We start from the raw sequence: 22,865 nt of genomic DNA, 5'->3' as shown, positions 1-22,865 counted from the left end.
GCCAAGCCTTCGCAGGGTGTTTTTTTATGGGTGAAGGTTCGTCAACCGCCGCCCGTAAAAAAGCCCCAGGTCACTGCATGTGACCTGGGGCTTTCTGGTTTTCCGGCGATTACTCCATGGCCGTCACAAAGCTGCGCACGAACTCGGCGTTGTCGATGATGCGTTCATGGTCCACGTCAATCACCACCGATCGCGCCACACACGCCCCGCCAATCGTCCTTTGCATACTGGCTTCGATCAACGCCTTGTGCTGGCCTGCACGGCTCTTCGCCGCCCACCAGCAGCTCACCGGCGCCTTGAGTGGTTTGAAATCAGCCTGCTCCATACGCTTGAACAATGCACGGTCAACCTCCCAGGAAACCTGTGCCTCACTGCCGGCCAACAGTTCTTGCTTGATGTCGCCGAAGGCTTCACCCAGGGTTGCGTCGGCCCACTCGACGAAGCGTGCCCACTGCTCGTCCTGATCAACGCGGGTCACCTGCACGTCCTGCCAGGTCGCGTGGATTGCATCGGCAAACGCCGGGAACATCACCCCGAGCAACGCCACGCGCCGTTCATTATCGCCAATCTCGCGGTCATCGGTGGTGATGGCCGCGTCCCAATATTGGGTGAGCCAGCGTGGTGGCGACGCGTCGATCCAGCCGACGAACTCCACCTGCCGCCCCGCTTGCTCCAGGCCGTAAGCGACCTCGACCGCCAGGTTGCCACCCAATGACCAGCCGGCCAGACGGAAGCCCCCCTCAGGCTGCGCCTCCAGCAACTGCGCGGTGTAATCCTCAATCATCCCGGACCAGGAGGGTACTTGTGCCCCCTGCTCGGCCAATGCCCGGCAGATCACCCCCACCACCGGCCGTTGTTCACGCAACGCCAGGGCGACGGCCTTGTAGCAGTGCACCGAACCGTAGCTGGGGTGGAACAGGTACAGCGGCGTGCCATGGGTGCGGCTGTTAAGCGGTACCAGAAGCGAACGACGCGTCGTGCCTTCCAGGCAACCGACCTGAGCGCGCACGGTCGGATTGAGCATTAACTGGCTGACCGAAAGGCCGATACCGCTGGCTTTGCGAATCCGTTCCTTGAGCATTAACACCAGCAGTGAATGGCCGCCCAACTCGAAGAAGTTGTCGTTCATACCCACCGACTCCACGCCCAGGACTTCACTCCAAACAGCAGCGACTTTGCGTTCCAGGTCAGTCTGGGGTGGCTCGAAACGCCGGGTAGACTGCGTGTCCGGCTTTGGCAATGCCTTGCGGTCCAACTTACCATTGGGGCTCAGCGGCATCTGATCCAACACCAACCATTGCGCTGGCACCATGTAATCCGGCAGATGAACCGCCAAATGCGCGCTGAGGATTTCACGCCAGTCATCACCCTGCACCTGCAACACCAGGTAACCCACCAAGTGTTTGCCGTCCACTGCCAGTACCGCCGCCTCACGCACCCAATCGTGCTCCAGCAACCGCGCTTCGATTTCTCCCAGCTCAATGCGCAAGCCACGCAGCTTGACTTGGTGGTCGATACGCCCGGCGTATTCGAGCACGCCATCCGCGCGGTAACGGGCCAAGTCGCCGGTACGGTAAAGGCGCTCGCCCTGGATGAACGGGTGGGCGATAAAACGTTCGGCAGTCAAGCCTGGCCGACGGTGATAACCGCGTGCCAGCCCCACACCGCCGAGGAACAACTCTCCCAACACGCCAGTCGGGACCGGCTCGAAATTGCTGTCCAACACATAGCAGCCCAGGTTGGCGATCGGCTTGCCGATCGGTACAGCATCACGCCCTTCGTCCAGGCAGGTCCAGTGGGTCACGTCGATGGCGGCCTCGGTCGGGCCATACAGGTTGTAGAGCCCCGCCTGCGGCAACTTGGAGAATACTTGTTGTTGCGCATCCACCGGCAACGCCTCGCCACTGCATATGACACGCTGCAGACTGGTGCAGGAGGACACGTTGGCATCGAGCAAGAACGATTGCAGCATGGACGGCACAAAATGCAGGGTCGTCACCTGTTCCCGATTGATCAGTTCAACCAGTTTGCCCGGGTCACGATGGTCACCCGGCGCCGCAACCACCAGGCGCGCACCGGTCATCAGTGGCCAGAAAAACTCCCATACCGATACGTCAAAACTGAACGGGGTTTTCTGCAACACGGTATCGCACGCATTCAGGGCATACGCCTCCTGCATCCAGCACAGGCGGTTGGTCAATGCGCAATGACGGTTGCCAGCGCCTTTGGGCTGACCGGTGGAACCGGAGGTGTAGATTACGTAGGCAAGGTTTTCGCCATCGAGCGTGATAGCCGGGTTTGCCTCGCTGTAAGCCTCCAACCCGTCGTCGCCCAGCTCCAGGGTTTCCAAGCTTTGTGGGATAGGCACTCGCTCGCGCAGGTGCGCCTGGGTCAGCAGCAATTTCACGTCGCTGTCATTGAGCATATAGGCAAGGCGCTCGCGCGGGTATTGCGGATCGAGCGGCACATAGGCGCCACCAGCCTTGAGCACCGCCAACAGGCCGACGACCATCTCGATTGAGCGCTCCATGGCCAAACCGACCAGCACGTCCGGCCCCACGCCCGCTTCAATCAAACGATGGGCCAGGCGGTTGGCGCGGCAGTTCAGTTGGGCGTAATTCAGGCGTTGCGTCCCAAATACCAGGGCGGGAGCCTGCGGCGTCAGCGCGACCTGACGTTCGATCAGCTCGTGCACGCCGCGTTGCAGTGGAAACGCGCGTGCCGTCGCATTCCAGTCGTCCACGATCAGTTTACGCTGGGCATCCGGCAAGGAGGGCAGGTCCGTCAGCCGCTCTACGTGCGCCAGTGTCAGCGCCTGTAGCAACTGCTGAAAATGCTCGGCCAGATGGGCAATATCCTGCTCACCGAATGCAGCGCGGTCATAGTTGAACTCCACGGCAAGGCTGTCGCCCATGGCGAGCAATACGGTCAAGGGATAGTGAGTCTGTTCCAGGCTGTCCATCGCACCAAAACGCAAGCCGGCCGGGGCTCCATGCTCCAGCGCTTCGGACACCGGGTAGTTCTCGAACACCAGAATGCTATCGAACAACGCTTCACCTGCCAGGCCGGCCCAGCGCTGGATGTCGAACAGTGGTGTGTGTTCCTGTTCACGCAAACGCAGGTTTTGCGCCTGCACCTGCTGCAACCAGGCAGCCACGCTCAATTGCGGGCTGGGCGTCGCTATCACCGGCAACGTATTGATGAACAGGCCGACCTGCTGCTCGATACCCGCCAACTCTGCCGGGCGCCCCGCCACTGTCGCGCCGAATGCCACGGTGTCGAGACCGGTATGGCGTTGCAACAACAGGAGCCAGGTGCTCTGCACCAACGTATTGAGGGTGACCTTATGGCGTTGGGCAAACGATTTGAGCTGCTCGGTGGCCGCCCGCCCCAGGTTTAGCCGGTGTATGCCGTTGGCCTGGGCTACGGCCTGCTCACGCCTGCCCCTCCGCGACAGCCGTGTTGGCTCCTGCAGACCGGCAAGCTGTGACTTCCAGAACGTTTCGCTGATGGCTGGATCCTGGGCCTGCAACCAGGCGATGTAGTCACGGTAACGCCCATTCGGCGCACGCGGCGACTCACCGGCGTAGTGCTGCATGACCTCGCCAAACAACTGCGAGGCACTCCAGCCATCCATCAGGATATGGTGATTGGTGTAAACCAGGTGATGAGTATCGGCACTGGTACGCACCACCACCAGGCTCAGCAAAGGTGCCTGCTCAAGCACAAAGCCTTCGGTGCGTGCGGACTCAGCCAGTGCGTCGAGGGCTTCGAGGCGATCAACTCGATGCCGCCAATCATGCTCGACCAATGGCACACGCACCGACTTATAAACCACCTGCAACGGCTGCCCGAGCTCGGTCTGCCAGACAAATGCCGTGCGCAGAATCGCGTGGTGCTCCATGGCCACCTGCCAGGCTGCCTGGAACCGTGCGACATCCAACCCTTGCACATCGACGCGCATTTGGTTGATGTAGTCGCCGGAACCCTGTCCATACAGGGATTGAAACAGCATGCCCTGTTGCATCGGTGACAAGGGGTAGATGTCTTCGACGCGGCTCAACGGCAGCGACAAGCCATCCAACTGTGCCTGACTCAAGTGTGCGAGCGGGAAGTCCGATGGCGTTGCGCCAGCGCTCTCAGGCTGGCAGCAATGTTCGATCAACGCCTTGAGCTCATCGGCATAGGCATCGGCCAATGGCTGGATACTCTGCGGCTCGAACATATCCTGGCTGAAACTCCACGTCAGGTTCAGCTCACCGCCATACACCTGGCCGTTGATTTCCAACCAGTTGCCCAAGGAGGCTTCGGGGCTTTGATCGGTCCCGACGGCATCACCGGATGGCGCGAACAACCCCTGCCCTTCTGCGTCTTCAAAGCTGGTGTCGAACTGGCCCAGGTAGTTGAAGGTAATACGCGGCTCAGGCAAACGCGCCAGGGCATCCCGCACCGGTGCTTGTCCCAGGTAGCGCAACGCACCAAAGCCCAGACCTTTGTCGGGAATTGCGCGCAACTGCTCCTTGATGGCCTTCAGCGAGTCCTCCAGGGTGTGCGCAGGCGTCAGCTTGACCGGGTAGAGGCTGGTGAACCAGCCAACCGTGCGCGTCAGGTCGATATCGTCGAACAAGTCTTCACGACCGTGCCCTTCCAGGCGGACCAGGGTCGAGGTGTGGCCGGTCCAACGCCCGATCACACGAGCCAGCGCAGTCAGCAACAGGTCGTTGATCTGGGTGCGATAGGCTGCCGGCGCATCCTGCAACAGGCGACGGGTATAAGTGGCGTCCAGATGAGTAGTCGCACTGGTCGCATGGCGGTTACTCAAGCTAGCTCCCGGCCGCGCGCCAGGCAGGCCGGCCTCGGCGTCCTGCAACCGGGCTTGCCAACCTTCCAACTCACGGGTCAACGCTTCGCCTTGGGCGTACTGCTGCAAACGCAGGGCCCAGTCGCGGGTCGAGCTGGTCTTGGCCGGCAATACTGCGGCCGCGCCACGGGCGAGCTGGCGGTAGGCGGTCTGCAGGTCTTCAAGCAGGATTCGCCACGACACGCCATCTACCACAAGATGATGGATGACCAGGAGCAAACGCTGGGAACCGTCGTTCAGTTCCACCAGAACCGCCCGCATCAAGGGGCCGTGGCCGAGGTCCAGGCTGCGCTGCGCCTCTTCGCCCAGTAGCGCGAGCTCATCAATATCATGCAGCGCGCTTTGCCAGAGTACGGCGTCAGCCTGATGTTGCTCTGCGTCTCGATAGACGCCCTGCCAGCCGCCTGCGGCCTTGAGGAACTGCGAACGCAGGGCATCGTGATGCACGATCAGCGCCTGCAAAGCCTGAGTCAGCGTCGCCGCGTCGAGACGTTCACCGGGCTGCAACACGACCGATTGGTTCCAGTGATGACGCTCAGCGATCTCATCGGCAAAGAACGCTTGCTGGATCGGTAGCAGCACCATCTCCCCACTCAAGGCGGCCTGGTTGATGTCCGGCCCTTCGACACCCTGGCGCGCAACACCGGCCAGACTCTGTACGGTCTGGTGTTGGAACAGATCCTTGGGCGTAAACCGGATACCGGACTGACGCGCTCGGCTGACCACCTGGATCGAGATGATCGAATCACCGCCCAACTCGAAGAAGTTGTCGTTCAGGCCCACTTGCGGCAGGCGCAACACATCGGCCCAGATCGCCGCAAGACGTTGCTCCAGCTCACTCTGCGGTGCCACGTAGGCTTGCTGCAACAGGCTGACGTCCGGTTGCGGCAAGCCCTTGCGGTCGAGTTTGCCGTTGGGGGTCAACGGCATCTGCGCGAGGAACATGAAGTAAGTCGGCACCATGTAATCCGGCAGACGGGTTTTCAGGGCGCGGCGCAGGCTTTCTCGGAACTCGGTTTGATTGGCCAGGCTGGCGTCTGCCGGTACTACATAGGCCACCAGTTGTTTACCGGTCGGGCCTTCCTGGGCCACCACCACGGTTTCGCCGACGCTGTCCTGTTCGCGCAGGCGCGCTTCGATTTCACCCAGTTCGATACGGAAGCCACGGATTTTCACCTGATGGTCGACACGCCCCAGGTAATCCACCACGCCGTCCGGGCGCCCACGGGTCAGGTCGCCACTGCGATACACGCGGCTGCCGGGCTTGCCGAACGGGTCCGGCACGAAACGTTCGGCGGTCAACGCCGGACGCTCCAGATAGCCCCGGGCCACGCCCTCGCCGCCCAGGTACAACTCGCCGGCCACGCCGATGGGTTGCAGGTTGAGCTGTGCATCCAGCACGTAGCCGCTGCGGTTGCCGAGCAAAGTGCCGATGGGCGCGTAGGCGGCGCCGCATGGGTCGCCCTTGCGCGCCTTCCACAGCAGCGGCGTGACTACGGTTTCCGTCGGGCCGTAGCCGTTGAACAGATAGGTCGGTTTCAGCGCACGCCAGGCCAGGTCGTAGCTGGCCTGGGCCACCGCATCACCGCCGAAGCAGTACACGCGCACCGCTGGAGGGTTGCCGTCGCGCTCGGCGTGTTCGGCCAGTTGCTGCAGGTACACCGGTGGGAACACCGCCATGGTCACGTTGTGCCGGTGCATCTGCTCATAGGTGTATTCCGGCAGCCACAGACTGTCGTCGCGGATCAATACGCTGGCGCCGTTGATCAGCGGGTGCATCCAGCCTTCGTGGGCGCCGTCGAAGGCGAATGACATAAAGTGCAGTTCGCAATCGGCCGGGCTGGTTTCATAGCGCTCGCCGGTGGCAATGATGTGCGCTACCAACGGCCCATGGGACACTGCCACGCCCTTGGGCAAACCGGTAGAACCGGAGGTATAGATCACGTAGGCCAGGTTGTCGCCGTGCAATTGGACCAGCGGCGCCACATCGCTGCAGTGCACCCATGCCTGGAGATCGTCGATGGCCAGGCTGTCCAGGCCCTCGGCAATCGGCAGTTGTTGCTGTACCGCCGAATGGGTCAGCAGCAACTTGGCACGACTGTCTTGCATCATGTACAGCAAGCGATCACGCGGGTATTCCACATCCAGCGGTACGTACACGCCTCCGGCTTTCAGCACGGCGAGGAACGCCACCATGATCTCGGCACTGCGCGGCATGGCGATGGCCACGCGCACTTCCGGGCCGACGCCACGGGCGATCAGCGCATGGGCCAGGCGATTGGCCTGGCGGTCCAGCTCGCCGTAGGTCAGCGTGTGTGCATCGAACTTCACCGCCACCGCATCGGGGTTTTGCGTCGCACGCTCGGCAAACAGTTCGTGCACCTTGCGCTCGGCCGAGAAGCCCGCGCCAGTGTTGTCCCACAGTTGCAGGATCTGCTGACGTTCAGCCAGGTCGAGCAAGTTCAATTGACCGATGCTCTGCCGTGGATCCGCCACCATGCCCTGCAGCAGGTTCAGCCAGTGACGGGCCATGCGCTCGATGGTCGAGGCGTTAAACAGGTCAGTGGCGTAACCCAGCGTTGCCCAGATGTTTTCGGCGCCTTCATGTACATCCAGGTCCAGATCGAAGTGCGCGGTGCGGCTCTCCCATTCCAGCCCTTCGACACGTAATGCAGACAATTGATGTTCGGTGCCACCCAGGCGCGCTTCAGTCTGATGGTTGAACATCACTTGAAACAGCGGATTGAGGCTCAAGCTGCGTTCGGGTTGCAGTGCCTCCACCAGTTGTTCGAACGGCAGATCCTGATGATCCTGGGCTTGCAGCGCACGTTGGCGGGCCTGCTGCAACAGTTGCAGCACTGTGGTTTGCTCGTCGATATCAGCCTTGAGCACTTGAGTGTTGACGAAGAAACCAAGCAACCGCTCAGTCTCTACCCGGTTGCGGTTGGCAATCGGCACCCCGACGCGCACGTCTTCCTGACCGCTGTAGCGGTGCATCAGCGCCTGGAAGGAGGCTAGCAACAGCATGAACATCGTCACACCTTCGCGCTGCGCCAAGCCTTTGAGGTCTACTACCAGATTGGGTGGCAGTTCCACGAACAGACGAGCGCCACGATGGCTTTGCTCGGCAGGACGAAGGTGGTCGAAAGGCAGCTCCAGCACGGGTTGCTCGCCACCCAGCAAGTCCTGCCAGTAGGCCAGTTGCCGCTCTTTTTCACCGGCATCCATCCACTCGCGCTGCCAACGAGCGTAATCGGCGTACTGAATCGGCAAGGGCGGCAGTTGCAGGTCCCGGTCCTGACTGTAGGCGCTGTACAACTGCACCAGTTCGTCGACCATGATCTGCATTGACCAACCGTCAGAGACTATATGGTGCTGGACCAGCACCAACACATGCTCGTCGTCGCTCAGGCGCAGCAGCGTGGCCCGTAGCAACGGCCCCGCCAGCAGGTTGAACGGCCGGGCAATTTCTGCCTCGACCTGTGACTTGACCTGCACTTCATCGCTCGAGACCAAGGCAATCTCGATGCGTGCCTGTGGCAGGATGACCTGCACGGTCTGCTCATCACCCTGATGCAAATGGGTGCGCAGGCTTTCATGACGCGCTACCAGCGCATCGAAGCTGCGCTGCAGCGCATTCAGGTCCAACTGCCCCTTGAGACGCAAGGCACTGGGCACGTGATAGGCCGCGCTTTCAGGGTCCAGCAGCCAGAGGAACCACTGACGCTCCTGGGCATAGGACAATACCAACGGCAGATCGCGCGAAGCCGGCACCAACGCCGGCGCTACCGCACCCTCACGCTTGCCTTCGGTGTGCAGTGCGGCTACGAACCCTTCCAGGCGTGGCTGCTCGAACAGTACCCGCAACGGCAACTCGATCCCCAGGTTATGTCGCAAGCGCGAAGCCACTTGCATAGCCAGCAATGAATGACCGCCCAGTTCGAAGAAGTGATCGCCCAGCCCGATGCGCTCGGCACCGAGAATATCAGCCCAGATCGCAGCAACCTGCTGCTCTAACTGACTGACCGGCGCCACCCACTGTTGCGCCGCCTGGCTCACCTGCGGCCGTGGCAAGGCATGACGGTCCAGCTTACCGTTGGGGCTCAACGGCAACCGTTCCAGAAACATAAAGTGCGCCGGGACCATGTAGTCCGGCAGCTCTTCACACAGGCTTGCGCGAATCTGCTCACGCAATGCCGCCAGTTCCGATGGCGGCTGCTGGGTGACCAGATAGGCAATCAATTGCTGGTCGGCGGCAATCACCAGCGCTTCGCGCACACTGTCCAGGGCGAGCAGGCGCGATTCGATTTCACCCAACTCGATACGGAAGCCACGCACCTTGACTTGGTGATCAATGCGACCGATGTATTCGATCACGCCGTCGGCACGGTAGCGGGCCAAGTCGCCGGTGCGGTACAGACGTCCGCCGCCTGCCGGATCGAAGGGATCGGGGATAAACCGCTCAGCCGTCAGCGCCGCACGATTGAAGTAACCGCGTGCCAGCAAAGGCCCGCCAATCACCAACTCACCGGCTACTCCCACAGGCACCGGATTCAGGCTCGCGTCCAGCAAGTAAATAGCGCGACCGTCCAATACGCGACCGATCGGCATCATCTGCGTAACGGTTTCGCTGCCGTCCACATAGCCTGCGCAATCCAAAGCAGTGACCGTGACGGTTGCTTCCGTGGGGCCATAGGTGTTGAGCAGGCGCACATGGCCCAGCCCGGCAGCACGCCAGGAGGCCAGCCCTTCCGGCGGCATTGCTTCACCGCCTGCATGCACCTGACGCAGGCGACCGTAGTCGCGTACGCCACGCTCGGCAAAATCACGCGCTATCAAGTGCCAATAAGCGGTAGTGAGGTCGACCACCGAAATATCATGTTCGATCAGTTGGCGATAGAACGTGTCGCTGTCCCACAACTCACCGCCGCGCACTACCACGGCGGCACCACAGCACAGCGCCGGGTAGAGCTGTTCGACAAATCCATCGAAGTTAAAAGTGCCGAACTGCAATACGCGATCAGACGCGGTCAGCTCGAACAGCTCGATAAACACTTCCACATGCCGCGCCAAGGAACCCTGGTCGATGCCAACGCCCTTGGGTCGCCCGGTCGAGCCGGACGTGAACATCAAGTACGCCAGGTTAGAGGGGAATGCGCGTGCCGCCGGATTAGTCGATGGGTACTCGGCCAGCCAATCCGGCCCGGGTTCCAGGCAAATCAGCGCCAGACCGGGGTTGATTGGCAGGCGCGCCAGCAGTGCGTCCTGGGTCAGCAATAGCTGCAAACCGCTGTCTTCGATCATGCATTGCAGGCGGTCCTGAGGGTATTGCGGGTCCAGCGGAACATAGGCGCCACCAGCCTTGAGCACCGCCAGCAACGCGACGATCATTTCCAGCGAACGGTCAACGGCCACACCGACCAGGCTGTCGGCGCCCACACCCTGCTCGATCAGTCTGTGCGCCAGGCGGTTGGCCCGCAGGTTGAGATCGGCATAGGTCATACGCCGCTCATCCATGATCAACGCGATGGCGCCGGGCTGGTTCGCCGCCTGTCGTTCGAATTTATGTACCACGTTGTTGTGAGCGGCCCGTGTCGGTTGCGGCGGATTCCACTCGTGCAGGATCTGCGCCTGTTCACGGCCACTCAGGATCGGCAAGTCGGCGACACACATATGCGCCCCATGCACCACACTGTTGAGCAAGTTCTGCCAGTGCGCGGCGAAGCGCTGCAAGGTACTGGCGTCGAAAAGCGCGGTGGCGTAAGTCAACGAAGCCAGCAGACCTTCGGCAGACTCTTCGGTGTCCAGACTCAGGTCGAAATGTGCCGTATGGCTGTCCCACGCCAGCCCCTCGACGCACAGTCCAGGCAACTGCTGGCTGTCACGATTGGCGTCGGCTGCGGACTGATGGTTGAACATCACCTGGAACAGCGGGTTGTGGCTCAGGCTACGCTCCGGCTGCAAGGCCTCGACCAATTGTTCGAATGGCAAGTCCTGATGGGCCTGTGCCCCCAGCGCCCGTTCCTTGACCTGCTGCAACAACTGGGCAAAGGTCATGTGCCCGTCGATTTGGGCCTTGAGCACCTGGGTATTGACGAAAAAGCCGATCAGTTGCTCGGTTTCCAGACGATTGCGGTTGGCGATGGGCACGCCGACACGAATATCCGACTGGCCGGTGTAGCGGTAGAGCAGCGACTGGAAGGAGGCGAGCAGCACCATGAACATCGTCACGCCCTCGCGCTGCGCCAGCGCGCGCAAGCCCTCGACCACCGAAGTCTCCAGTACCAGATCCAGGCGCGCGCCCTGATAGCTCTGCATGGCCGGGCGCGGACGATCCAGCGGCAATTCGAGTACCGGCTGCACATCGCCCAGGAGCGCACGCCAGTAGGCCAATTGGCGGTCCTTTTCACCCGCCTCCATCCAGGTGCGCTGCCACTGGGCATAGTCGGCGTATTGTATCGGCAGATCCGCCAATGTCGGCGCAAGGCCCTGGCTGTAGCCGGCATACAAGCTCACCAGCTCATCCACCATCACTTGCATCGACCAGGCATCCGACACGATATGGTGCTGAACCAGCACCAGTACGTGTTCGTTCTCGCCCAGTTGCAACAGCTTGATGCGTAGCAGCGGCCCAGCCTGCAAGTCAAAGGGCCTGGCGATTTCGCCTTCCACCAAGGCCTGCAAGCGAACGGGATCGGTCGAGCCCAGCGCTTGATAGTCGATGACCGCAGCAGCCTGCTCCAGCACGCGCTGGACGGTCTGCTCCGGGCCGGCGAAAAACACCGTGCGCAGGGTTTCATGGCGTTGAATCAAAGTATCAAAGGCCCGTTGCAGGGCGCTACGATCGAGCGTGCCCACCAGGCGCAATGCGGCCGGAATATGATAGGCCGCGCTTTGCGGCTCCAACTGCCAGAGGAACCACTGGCGCTCCTGGGCATACGACAGCAGCAACGGCTGCTCGCGATCGGCCAGGGTCATCTGTGCAATGGCTGCGCCCTGCTCACCCAGCGCCTGCACAAACGCGCCCAACACCGGCTGCTCAAACAGGCTTTTGAGTGCCACGTCGATAGCCAGCGCCTGGCGTACCCGCGACACCACGCGAGTCGCCAGCAGCGAGTGACCGCCCAGCTCGAAGAAGTGATCCTCCAGGCCGACCTGTGGCACACCCAGTACTTCGGCCCAGATCGCCGCCACTTGTCGGGCCTTCTCACCGACCGGTGCGACATAACGTTTTTGCAACAAGCTGGCGTCTGGCCTGGGCAATGCCTTGCGGTCCAGCTTACCGTTCGGCGTCAACGGCAAACGTGCCAGGAACAGCATGTGCGCCGGCACCATATAGTCCGGCAGTACCCCGCGCAATGCGACCTTGAGTGTTTCACGCAACGCTTGCTGCTCGACCTCCGATGTCGCTGCATGCGTGACCAGATACGCCAGAAGCTGGTCGTTTTCGGCCACCACCACGGCTTCACGGATAGCATGCTGCTCGCGCAGGCACGCCTCGATTTCGCCCAGCTCGATACGGAACCCCCGCACCTTGACCTGATGATCGACACGACCGATGTACTCGACCACGCCATCCCCGCGATAACGCGCCAGGTCGCCCGTGCGATACAGCCGCTCGCCACTGCGGGCGAACGGATCAGGTACAAAGCGCTCGGCGGTCAACGCCGCACGGCCGTGATACCCCCGCGCAAGGCCGACACCACCGATCAGCAGTTCACCGCTGACGCCTACCGGGCATGGCGAGAGCTCGGCATTGAGGATAAACAGGGAGGTGTTGGCAATCGGCCGACCGACAAAAGGCAACGGTTCCACCAGTGAGTGGGCCGCCGACCAGATAGTGGTCTCCGTCGGGCCATACAGATTCCATACCGTGCCCTGTTGGGCCAGCATGCGTTGGGCCAGGTCGGCCGGTAATGCCTCGCCGCCGCACAGGCACTTGATCCCGTGCAGCAAAGCGCGGCGCTCGCTGTCCATGAGCATGCGCCAAGTCGACGGGGTGGCTTGCACCACGTTAATTGCCTGGTCATCCAGCAGATTCAGGATCGCCTCAGGGTCCTGGGACACCGCCTTGTCCGCCACGACTACGGTGGCGCCCACCGACAGCGGAACGTAGAGTTCAAGGGCGAAAATATCGAAAGAGAACGTGGTCAACGACAGTAGCCGCACCTGGGCGTCAATGCTCAGGGTATCGGTCATGCCCTGGGTGAAGCTGCTCAGCGCGCCATGGCGCACCATTACGCCCTTGGGCTTGCCGGTGGAACCGGAGGTATAGATCACATAAGCCAGGTGCTCGCCGGTCAGCTCCACGTGCAGGTTGTCGCTGCTGTAGTGCGCGTCGTCCTGCTCGCTGATAAACAGCAACTGCTGGTCGGCCGCCAGCGGCAGGCGTTGGTGCAGGTCGCCGGCAGTCAATAGGACACGTGCGCAGCTGTCTTCAAGCATGAACGCCAGTCGCTCGACCGGAAACTGCGGGTCAAGCGGCACATAGGCACCCCCGGCCTTGAGCGTCGCCAGCAAGGCCAGCACCATGTCCACCGAACGATCCAGGGCCACGGCTACCAGCACGTCCGGGCCGACACCGCACGCACGCAAGCGATGGGCCAGGCGATTGGCGCGTTGGTTCAGTTCTGCGTAGCTCAGCGCCTGACCCTTGCAGATCAGCGCCGTCGCGTCCGGACGGGCCTGCGCCTGGGCTTCCAGCAGGTGATGCACCCCTGCATCCTGCGCGAATGCCTGGTGCGTCTGGTTCCAAACGTGCACCAGTTGCTGCCATTGGGCATCGTCCAGCAACGGCAGTTCACCGACCCGGCCGTTGCAGTCCTGGACCACCAGGTGCAGCAAGCGGTGCCAATGCGCGAGGAAGCGTTGCATACCCGGCGCGTCGAACAGGTCGGTGGCATAGGTCAGTGACGCCTGGATACCCTCAGCTGACTCCTGGGTGTCGAGGTTAAGGTCGAACTGCGAGGTTTTGCTTTCCCACTCCAGACCCTGCACGTGCAGGCCTTTGACGCTGCCGCCACTGCGCTGCGCGTCGGTCTGGTGGTTGAACATTACCTGGAACAATGGGTTGTAGCTCAGGCTACGCTCCGGCTGCAGCGCTTCCACCAATTGCTCGAAGGGCAAGTCTTGATGAGCCTGGGCTTGCACCGCACGCTGGCGGGTTTGTTGCAGCAGCTCGCGGAAAGTCATCTGGCCGTCGATATCGGCCTTGAGAATCTGCGTATTGACGAAAAAGCCGATCAGGCGCTCGGTTTCCACCCGGTTACGGTTGGCCACCGGCACGCCGATGCGGATGTCACCCTGGCCGCTATAGCGATGCAGCACGGCCTGCAATGATGCCAGCAGGAGCATGAAAACCGTCACGCCCTCGCGCTGTGCCAGGCTCTTGAGGCCCGCCACCAGCGACGCTTCGAGTGTCAGGTCGAGCCGCGCACCACGGTAGCTCTGCACGGCGGGCCGTGGTCGGTCCATCGGCATTTCCAGTACCGGTTGCTCGCCGCCGAGCATGTCGGTCCAGTAACCCAGTTGGCGTTCGCGCTCACCGGCCTCCATCCAACTGCGCTGCCAGAGCGCATAGTCGGCGTACTGGATCGGCAAGGCCGGCAATTGCAGGTCCTGGCCCTGAATACAGGCGGCATAGAGCTGGACCAACTCGTCGACCATCACCTGCATCGACCAGCCATCGGACACGATGTGATGCTGTACCAGCACCAGCACGTGCTCCTCGGGTGCCAGGCGCAGCAGCTTGACCCGCAACAGCGGGCCTTGCTGCAAATCGAATGGCTGGGCGATTTCAGCTTCTATGAGGTCTTTGAGTTGCCCTTCCCGGGCGTCGACCAGCGCAATTTCAACCCGCGCCTGCTCGGCAATGACTTGCAAGGCGCTGTCGCCGTCCGCCTGTAAATACGTGCGCAGGCTTTCATGGCGCATCACCAGCGTGTCAAAACCGCGCTGCAACGCAGCCACGTCCAGGTGGCCGCTCAGGCGCAGGGCCCTTGGTACGTGGTAGGCGGTGCTCTGCGGCTCCAGTTGCCACAAGAACCACTGCCGTTCCTGAGCATAAGAGAGCCGCAGCGGCTCACCTTCCTGGCGCTTGAAAACCGGGGCAATCTCAAACAGGTTGATGCCTTGCTGCTTGAGCATTACCGCCAATGCTTTCTTTTGTTGCGCCGAAAGTGAACCTACCGACTCGATTAATGCTTGCACGCCACGCCCCTCAGGAAATCAATTTATCCAAATCTTCTGCTGATAGACGTTTGAGGGCCTCCAAGGATTTAGCCAATGCGTCCTGCACCGGCGAATTATTTGCCTGTTGGGCCGCCACATAGGCACTGAAGTCGGCCAGGGTCGGGGTGGTGAAAATCGATTTGACGTCGAATTCAGCGTGCAACTGCTCGCGCAGGCGCACCACCACCTGGGTCGCCAGCAGGGAGTGCCCACCCAACTCAAAGAAATTGTCGTTCAGGCCCACCCGGTCTACTTCCAGTACCTGCGCCCAGATAGCGGCGATCTGTTGTTCCAGCTCGTTACGCGGGGCGACGTATTCCCGGGCTTGCAGATTGGCGTCCACCTCCGGCAGAGCCTTGCGATCCAGCTTGCCGTTGGGGCTCAGAGGCATGTGCTCCAATAGCACCCACTGTGCCGGGACCATGTAGTCCGGCAGATGTTGAGCCAGATGGGCACTGAACACATCACGCCAGTCATCGCCGGCATGTTGCAACACCAGGTAACCCACCAGGTATTTGCCGTCGACCGCCAGCACGGCGGCTTCACGCACCAGCTCATGCTCCAACAGGCGCGCTTCGATCTCGCCCAACTCGATACGCAGGCCGCGCAGCTTGACCTGATGGTCGATACGCCCGGCGTACTCAATCACCCCGTCTTCGCGGTAGCGCGCCAGGTCACCGGTGCGATACAGGCGCTCGCCCTTGACGAAGGGGTGTGCGACGAAGCGCTCGGCAGTCAGGGCCGGACGGCGGTGATAACCACGGGCCAGGCCGACACCGCCCAGGTAAAGCTCACCGAGCACACCGACCGGTACCGGCTCGAAGTTGCCGTCGAGAATGTAGCAGCCGAGGTTGGCAATCGGGCGGCCAATCGGCACCGCGTCACGGCCTTCTTCGACACAGGTCCAGTGGGTCACATCGATGGCGGCTTCGGTTGGGCCGTAGAGGTTGTAAAGCGCGGCTTGCGGCAGTTTGGCAAAGACTTGTTGCTGCGCATCCACCGGCAACGCCTCGCCACTGCACACAATGCGCCGCAAGCTTTGGCACGTGGACGCTGTCGAATCTTGCAGGAATGCTTGCAACATCGACGGTACGAAGTGCAGCGTGGTGACGTTCTCCTGATTGATCAGGCTGATCAGCCTGGCCGGGTCGCGGTGATCGCCAGGGGCTGCGACCACCAGGCATGAACCCATCATCAGCGGCCAGAAAAACTCCCACACCGACACGTCGAAGCTGAACGGGGTCTTTTGCAGCACGCTGTCGCCGGCCTCCAGGCCGTAGGCCTCCTGCATCCATTGCAGGCGGTTCGTCAGCGCGCAATGGCGGTTGCCGGCGCCTTTGGGCTGGCCGGTAGAGCCAGAGGTGTAGATCACGTAGGCGAGGTTTTCGCCGTCCAGGGTGATCATCGGGTTGGCATCGCTGTAGCCTTCGAAGCCGTTTTCACTCAGCAGCAGGCTATCCAACGCGTCTGGAATCGGCAGTTGCTCACGCAAATGCGCCTGGGTCAGCAGCAGTTTCACACCACTGTCTTGCAGCATGTAGGCCAGGCGCTCACGGGGGTATTCCGGGTCCAGCGGTACATAGGCGCCACCGGACTTGAGGACCGCCAGCAAGCCAACGACCATTTCTATGGAGCGCTCGACCGCCAGGCCCACCAGCACGTCCGGCCCCACGCCAGCCTCGATCAAACGATGAGCCAGGCAGTTGGCACGACGGTTCAGCGCGGCATAGCTTAGACGCTGCCCGGCAAAAACCAGGGCCGCAGCGTCTGGCGTGCGCGCCACCTGCTGCTCAATCAGTTGATGCACGCATTGCTGCAACGGGTAATCCCGCTCGGTAGCGTTCCAGTCCTGTAGCACCTGCTGACGTTCAGTCAAATCCAGCATCGTCAGGTCGCCCAGGCGTTGCTGACCGCTCTGGAGCATGGCTTGCAGCAAATTGACGAGATGACGACCAAAGGTTTGTATTGTGCTTGCAGTGAAATACGCACGGGCAAAGCTGAACTGCACCGACAGCGTGTCACCGACGTCTACCAGCACGGTCAGCGGGAAATTGGTTTGCTCGCGGGAATCGGGCAGGCCAAAACGGATACCGCTGCCACCACTTTGCTCCAGGGCCTTGGACACCGGGTAGTTTTCAAACACCAGGATGTTATCGAACAAGGCCTCACCACCCTGCCCGGCCCAGCGCTGGATATCGTACAGCCCGGTATGTTCATGCTCGCGCAAGGCCAGGTTCTGTGCCTGCACCGCTTGCAACCAGTGCGTCACGGACTGCTGATCATCCACTGCGCAGATCACCGGCAAAGTGTTGATGAACAGACCGATCTGCTGCTCTACCCCCGCCAGATCCGCCGGGCGCCCGGCCACCGTGGCGCCGAAGGTCACCACTGACTGCCCGCTATGGCGCTGCAACAGGACCAGCCACGCCGCCTGGATCAGCGTGTTGAGGGTGACCTTCTGGCTGCGCGCAAAGGTCTCAAGGCGTCCCGTCAGTTGCCGATCCAGGCTCAACAGGTGTTCGCCATGCCCGTCTACTGCCATTGGCTGATTGCTGCCCAAGCGAGTCGGTGTTTGCAGTGCACTCAACTGCTCACGCCAGAAGGCTTCGGTCGCACCCGCATCACGCTGCTGCAACCAGCCTATGTAATCGCGATAGCGCCCAACCGCTTCAGGCACCGCTACACCGGCATAACGCTGCAGGACTTCGCCGAACAGACGCGAATTGCTCCAACCATCCATCAAAATGTGATGATTGGTGTAAATCAACTCATGGCGCTGCTCATCGGTACGCACCAGCACCAGGCGTACAAGGGGCGCTTTGGTCAGGTCAAAGCCCTGACGACGCTGAGCTTGCTGCAGATTTTGCAGCGCCCGTTCAGGCTCCGGCATTGTGCGCCAGTCCAGGTGCTCGATCGGCAAGCGGGCCTCGCGGTACACCACCTGGCACGGCCATTCCAACTGACCCTCCCAGAAGAACCCGCTGCGCAGCACGTCATGGGCGTGTACCGTGGCCTCCCAGGCCCGCTGGAACCGTGCCACATCCAGGCCCTCGGCCGTCACGCGGATCTGGTTGATGTAGTCGCCGGCCGCCTGTTCGTACAAGGTATGGAACAGCATGCCCTGCTGCATGGGCGACAAGGTGTAGATGTCTTCAATGGCCTCAGCCGCCAGGGGCAAGGATTCCAGCTGCTGCTGGTTCAGGCGCGACAATGGGAAGTCGGACGCCGTCACGCCGTGGTTGCCGGGGGCGCAGCAATGCTCCACCAAGGCCATCAGTTCACGGGTAAATGCCTGGCTCAAGGCTTCGATCTGCGACGCTTCGAACATCAGCGGGCTGAACGTCCAGCCCATGTGCAGCTCTGCGCCGAATACTTGACCGTTGAGTGTCAACCAGTTACCCAGCGGTGCATCCGGGCTTTGCTCGGCACCCGCGCTTTCCGCTGCCGGCACGAACAAGCCTTCCGGCTGATCAAAGCTGCCGTCGATCTGGCCCAGATAATTGAAGGTGATGCGCGGCACCGGCAACTCACTGAACGCCTGGCGCGTGGCATCATCCCCCAGGTAGCGCAGCACGCCGAAGCCCAGGCCTTTGTTGGGCACGGCGCGCAATTGCTCCTTGATCTGCTTGATTGACGAGGCAAGCGATTCGGCCGGAGTCAGGCGCACCGGAAACAGGCTGGTGAACCAGCCCAGGGTGCGGGTCAGGTCGATGTCGTCGAACAGTTCTTCGCGGCCATGGCCTTCCAGTTGGATCAGGCTGCACGCCTGCCCGGTCCACTGGCAGATGACGCGCGCCAGGGCCGTCAGCAGCAAGTCGTTGATCTGCGTGCGATAGGCCGTGGGCGCCTGTTGCAGCAATTGCCGTGTGTGCTCGGCGTCCAGTTGGCTGACCACCGTTTGCGCCAGGTGGCCGGGACGCGCGCCTTGCGGATCAAGGCACGGCAAATCGGTAGGTACGCCCTGGAGCTGTTGCAGCCAGAAGTGTTTTTCCTGCTCCACCGCCGCGCTGCGGGCATAGCCCTGCAACCGCTCGGCCCAGGTCTTGAACGACGTGGTCTTGGCCGGCAATGTCTGTTGGCGATACAGGCTTTGCAGGTCCTCAAGCAATACCCGCCAGGACACACCGTCGACCACCAAGTGGTGCATGACCAGCAGCAGGCGCTGAGAACCGTCGGCCATGTCAGCGAGTACCGCGCGCAGCAACTGACCTTGTTGCAGGTCGAGGCTGCGCTGGGCGCGCTCGCACAGGGCTTGCAGCTCGGCGGCGTTGTGCACGCCCACTTGCCACAGCAACGTTGTGGCTGGCGCGTCATGGCGTGCGGTCCAGCCCTCAGCGTGCGGTGTGAAGCTCAGGCGCAGCACATCGTGGTGCTGGACGAGCGCCTGCAGCGCAGCTTCCAATTGGCCGCCCTGCATGGCCTGGCGTGGCGTCAGCAGCAGGGACTGGTTCCAGTGGTGCCGATCGGGCAGGTCCATCTCGAAAAACAACTGCTGGAACGGTAGCAGCAACGTCTCGCCCCGCACCGGCCCCTGATCGATCACGTGCGCAGTCTGCAATTGCGCCACGCGAGCCAGGCTGCGTACCGTCTGATGCTGGAACAGCGCCTTGGCGGTGAAATGGATACCGGCGGCACGGGCGCGGCTGACCACTTGAATAGAGATGATCGAATCACCGCCACGCTCGAAGAAATTGTCGTTCAAACCCACTTGTTCAACGCCCAGCACGTCGGCCCAGATCGCGGCGATCTGCTGCTCCAGCAGACTGTGCGGGGCTTCGTAGTGGTGCGTGGTTTCGGGTTTGGGCAGCGCTTTGCGGTCGAGCTTGCCATTGGGGCTCAGGGGCATCCGCTCCAGCAGCATCCACTGTGCGGGGATCATATAGTCCGGCAGGTGGTTGCCCAAATGGGCGCTCAGCACGTCACGCCAGTCATCGGCGGCGTTTTGCATCACCAGGTAACCCACCAGATATTTACCATCGACGGCCAGCACGGCTGTCTCGCGTACCCAGTCGTGTTCCAGCAGGCGCGCTTCGATTTCACCCAGCTCGATCCGCAGGCCGCGCAGCTTGACCTGATGGTCGATACGCCCGGCGTACTCGATCACGCCGCTTTCCCGGTAGCGTGCCAGGTCGCCGGTGCGGTACAGACGCTCGCCCTTGACGAAGGGATGGGCAACAAAGCGTTCGGCGGTGAGTGCCGGGCGGCGGTGATAACCTCGGGCCAGGCCAATACCGCCCAGGTACAGCTCGCCCCGTACACCCACCGGGACCGGCTCGAAATTGCTGTCGAGGATGTAACAGCCCAGATTGGCAATCGGGCGGCCAATCGGCACGGCGTCGCGGCCTTCATCGACGCAGACCCAGTGGGTCACATCGATGGCGGCTTCGGTCGGGCCGTACAGGTTGTAGAGTGCCGCCTGCGGCAGCTTGGCCAATACCTGGTTCTGGGCATCCACCGGCAAGGCTTCACCGCTGCACACAATGCGTCGCAGGCTTTGGCAGGTCGACACCGCCGGCTCCTGCATGAACGCCTGCAACATCGATGGCACAAAGTGCAGTGTGGTGACTTGCTGATGATTAATCAGGTGGATCAGCCTGGCCGGATCACGGTGATCACCCGGTGCCGCCATCACCAGGCGGGCGCCGGTCATCAACGGCCAGAAAAACTCCCACACCGACACGTCGAAGCTGAACGGTGTCTTTTGCAGCACCGTGTCGCGGGTGTCCAGTGTGTAGGCTTCCTGCATCCATTGCAGACGGTTGAGCAGCGCTGAATGACGGTTACCGGCGCCTTTGGGTTGGCCGGTGGAGCCCGACGTGTAGATGACGTAGGCAAGGTTTTCGCCGTCCAGGGCAATGCCTGGATCGATGTCGCTGCAGGTCTCAAATGCAGACTCGCCCAGCACCAGGGTTTGCAGCCCTGGGGGAATCGGCAATTGCTCACGCAGATGCGCCTGGGTCAGCAGCAATTTCACGCCACTGTCATCAAGCATGTAGGCCAGCCGTTCACGCGGGTATTCCGGGTCCAGCGGTACATAGGCTCCACCGGCCTTGAGCACGGCCAGCAGGCCGACCACCATTTCGATGGAACGCTCCACGGCCAGCCCCACCAGCACGTCCGGGCCCACACCGGTTGCGATCAGGCGATGAGCCAGGCGGTTGGCGCGACGGTTCAGTTCGGCATAGCTCAGGGTCAGGTCGTGGAAACACAACGCTGGCGCATCGGGCTGTGCCCGCGCCTGGGCTTCGATCAACTGATGCACCCATTGCCCTTGCGGGTAATCGCGCTCAGTGGCATTCCAATTGTTGAGGATGTGCTTGCGCTCATGGGCGTCGAGTGTTGCCAGGTCCTGCACAGGTGACGCGCTATTCGCCACGGCAGCACGCAACAGGCTCAGCCAATGCTGCGCCATGCGCGCTACCGTGGCGGCCTCAAACAGGTCGGTGGCATACGTCAAGGAAGCCCAAATGGCATCGCCGCTCTCCTGGGTATCCAGACTCAGGTCGAACTGGGCGCTGTGGCTGTCCCACTCCAGGTTGGCCACGCGCAGGCCCGGTAGCTGCCGGGTAACGACGGGTGAATTGGCCTGGTGGCTGAACATCACCTGGAACAGCGGGTTATGGCTCAGGCTGCGCTCCGGTTGCAGCGCTTCTACCAACTGCTCAAAGGGCAAATCCTGATGGGCCTGAGCCTCCAGCGCACGACGCTTGGTCTGCGCCAGTAACTGGGCGAAGCTCATCTGACCATCGACGTCGGCCTTGAGCACTTGCGTGTTGACGAAAAATCCAATCAGCGATTCGGTCTCGACACGGTTGCGGTTGGCAATCGGCACGCCAACGCGAATATCCTGCTGGCCGCTGTACCGGTACAAAAATGCCTGGAAGGATGCCAGCAGCAGCATGAACATCGTCACACCTTCACGCTGGGCCAGGCCTTTCAATCCTGCAACCAGTGAAGGCTCCAAGGCAATCTCCTGACGAGCCCCCCGAAAGCTCTGCTGCGCCGGACGCGGCTGGTCGAACGGCAATTCCAGCACCGGCTGCGTGCCGCTGAGCAGTTCGCGCCAGTACGCCAATTGACGCGCCTTCTCCCCCGCCTCCATCCAGCTACGCTGCCACAACGCGTAGTCGGCGTACTGGATCGGCAGCGGCGCTAAAGTACAGTCCTGGCCTTGACTGTAGGCGGCATAGAGTTGCATCAGTTCCTGCACCATCACGCCCATCGACCAACCGTCTGAGACGATGTGGTGCTGCACCAGCACCAGCACGTGTTCCTCTTCACTCACGGCAAGCAAGCTGACCCGCAGCAACGGCCCTTGCTGCAAGTCGAAGGGACGGGCAATTTCGGCTTCGACGCGGGCCTTGAGCTGCGTTTCGTCGACTGAGCTTTCGGCGATCTCGATCACTGCGTCATCCAGTACTTCCTGGGTGCGCTGCTCAGCGTCCAGATGCAGGCGAGTACGCAGGCTTTCATGCCGCGCCACAAGGCTCTCGAAGCAGCGTTGCAGTGCTGCCTTGTCCAAGCGGCCGCTCAGACGCAACGCGCCGGGTACGTGATAGGCGGCGCTGTCCGGGTCCAGTTGCCAGAGAAACCACTGGCGCTCCTGGGCATAGGACAGCGGCAGGCGTTGGCCGTCCTCACGGATTGCAGCAATCGGCAGTTGAGCGAAACTCATGCCCCGGCTTTGCAGACGCTGATAAAACTGCTGGCGCTGTTCCAGAGGCAAGCGAAGAAAGCGCGACACCAGGTCGATGTTAGGGTTGGAAAGCATGGT

Annotated in this window: 2 protein-coding genes; both read right to left on the bottom strand. The window is 61.9% G+C overall.

Annotated features, from left to right (window positions below; all coding sequences use genetic code 11):
- Nucleotides 1-109 precede the first annotated feature (109 nt).
- The gene (locus BOP93_RS10765; protein ID WP_237140409.1) at nucleotides 110-15,070 is read right to left on the bottom strand and encodes a non-ribosomal peptide synthase/polyketide synthase; all 14,961 of its coding nucleotides are present in this window, start codon (nucleotides 15,068-15,070) and stop codon (nucleotides 110-112) included.
- 10 nt (nucleotides 15,071-15,080) lie between these two features.
- Nucleotides 15,081-22,862, bottom strand: a complete 7,782-nt coding sequence (locus BOP93_RS10760) for a non-ribosomal peptide synthetase (RefSeq protein ID WP_104502584.1) — start codon at nucleotides 22,860-22,862, stop codon at nucleotides 15,081-15,083.
- Nucleotides 22,863-22,865: the final 3 nt, after the last annotated feature.

It is taken from the genome of Pseudomonas orientalis (genome assembly GCF_002934065.1).
Lineage (GTDB): Bacteria > Pseudomonadota > Gammaproteobacteria > Pseudomonadales > Pseudomonadaceae > Aquipseudomonas > Aquipseudomonas orientalis_A.
The sequence above is the reverse complement of the archived record's forward strand: the minus strand, read 5'-3'. Positions and strand labels throughout refer to the sequence as shown.

Bases quoted from the DNA above. Each gene is read 5' to 3' on its own strand.
- BOP93_RS10760 (WP_104502584.1), bottom strand. From the start codon at position 22,862: ATGCTTTCCAACCCTAACATCGACCTGGTGTCGCGCTTTCTTCGCTTG.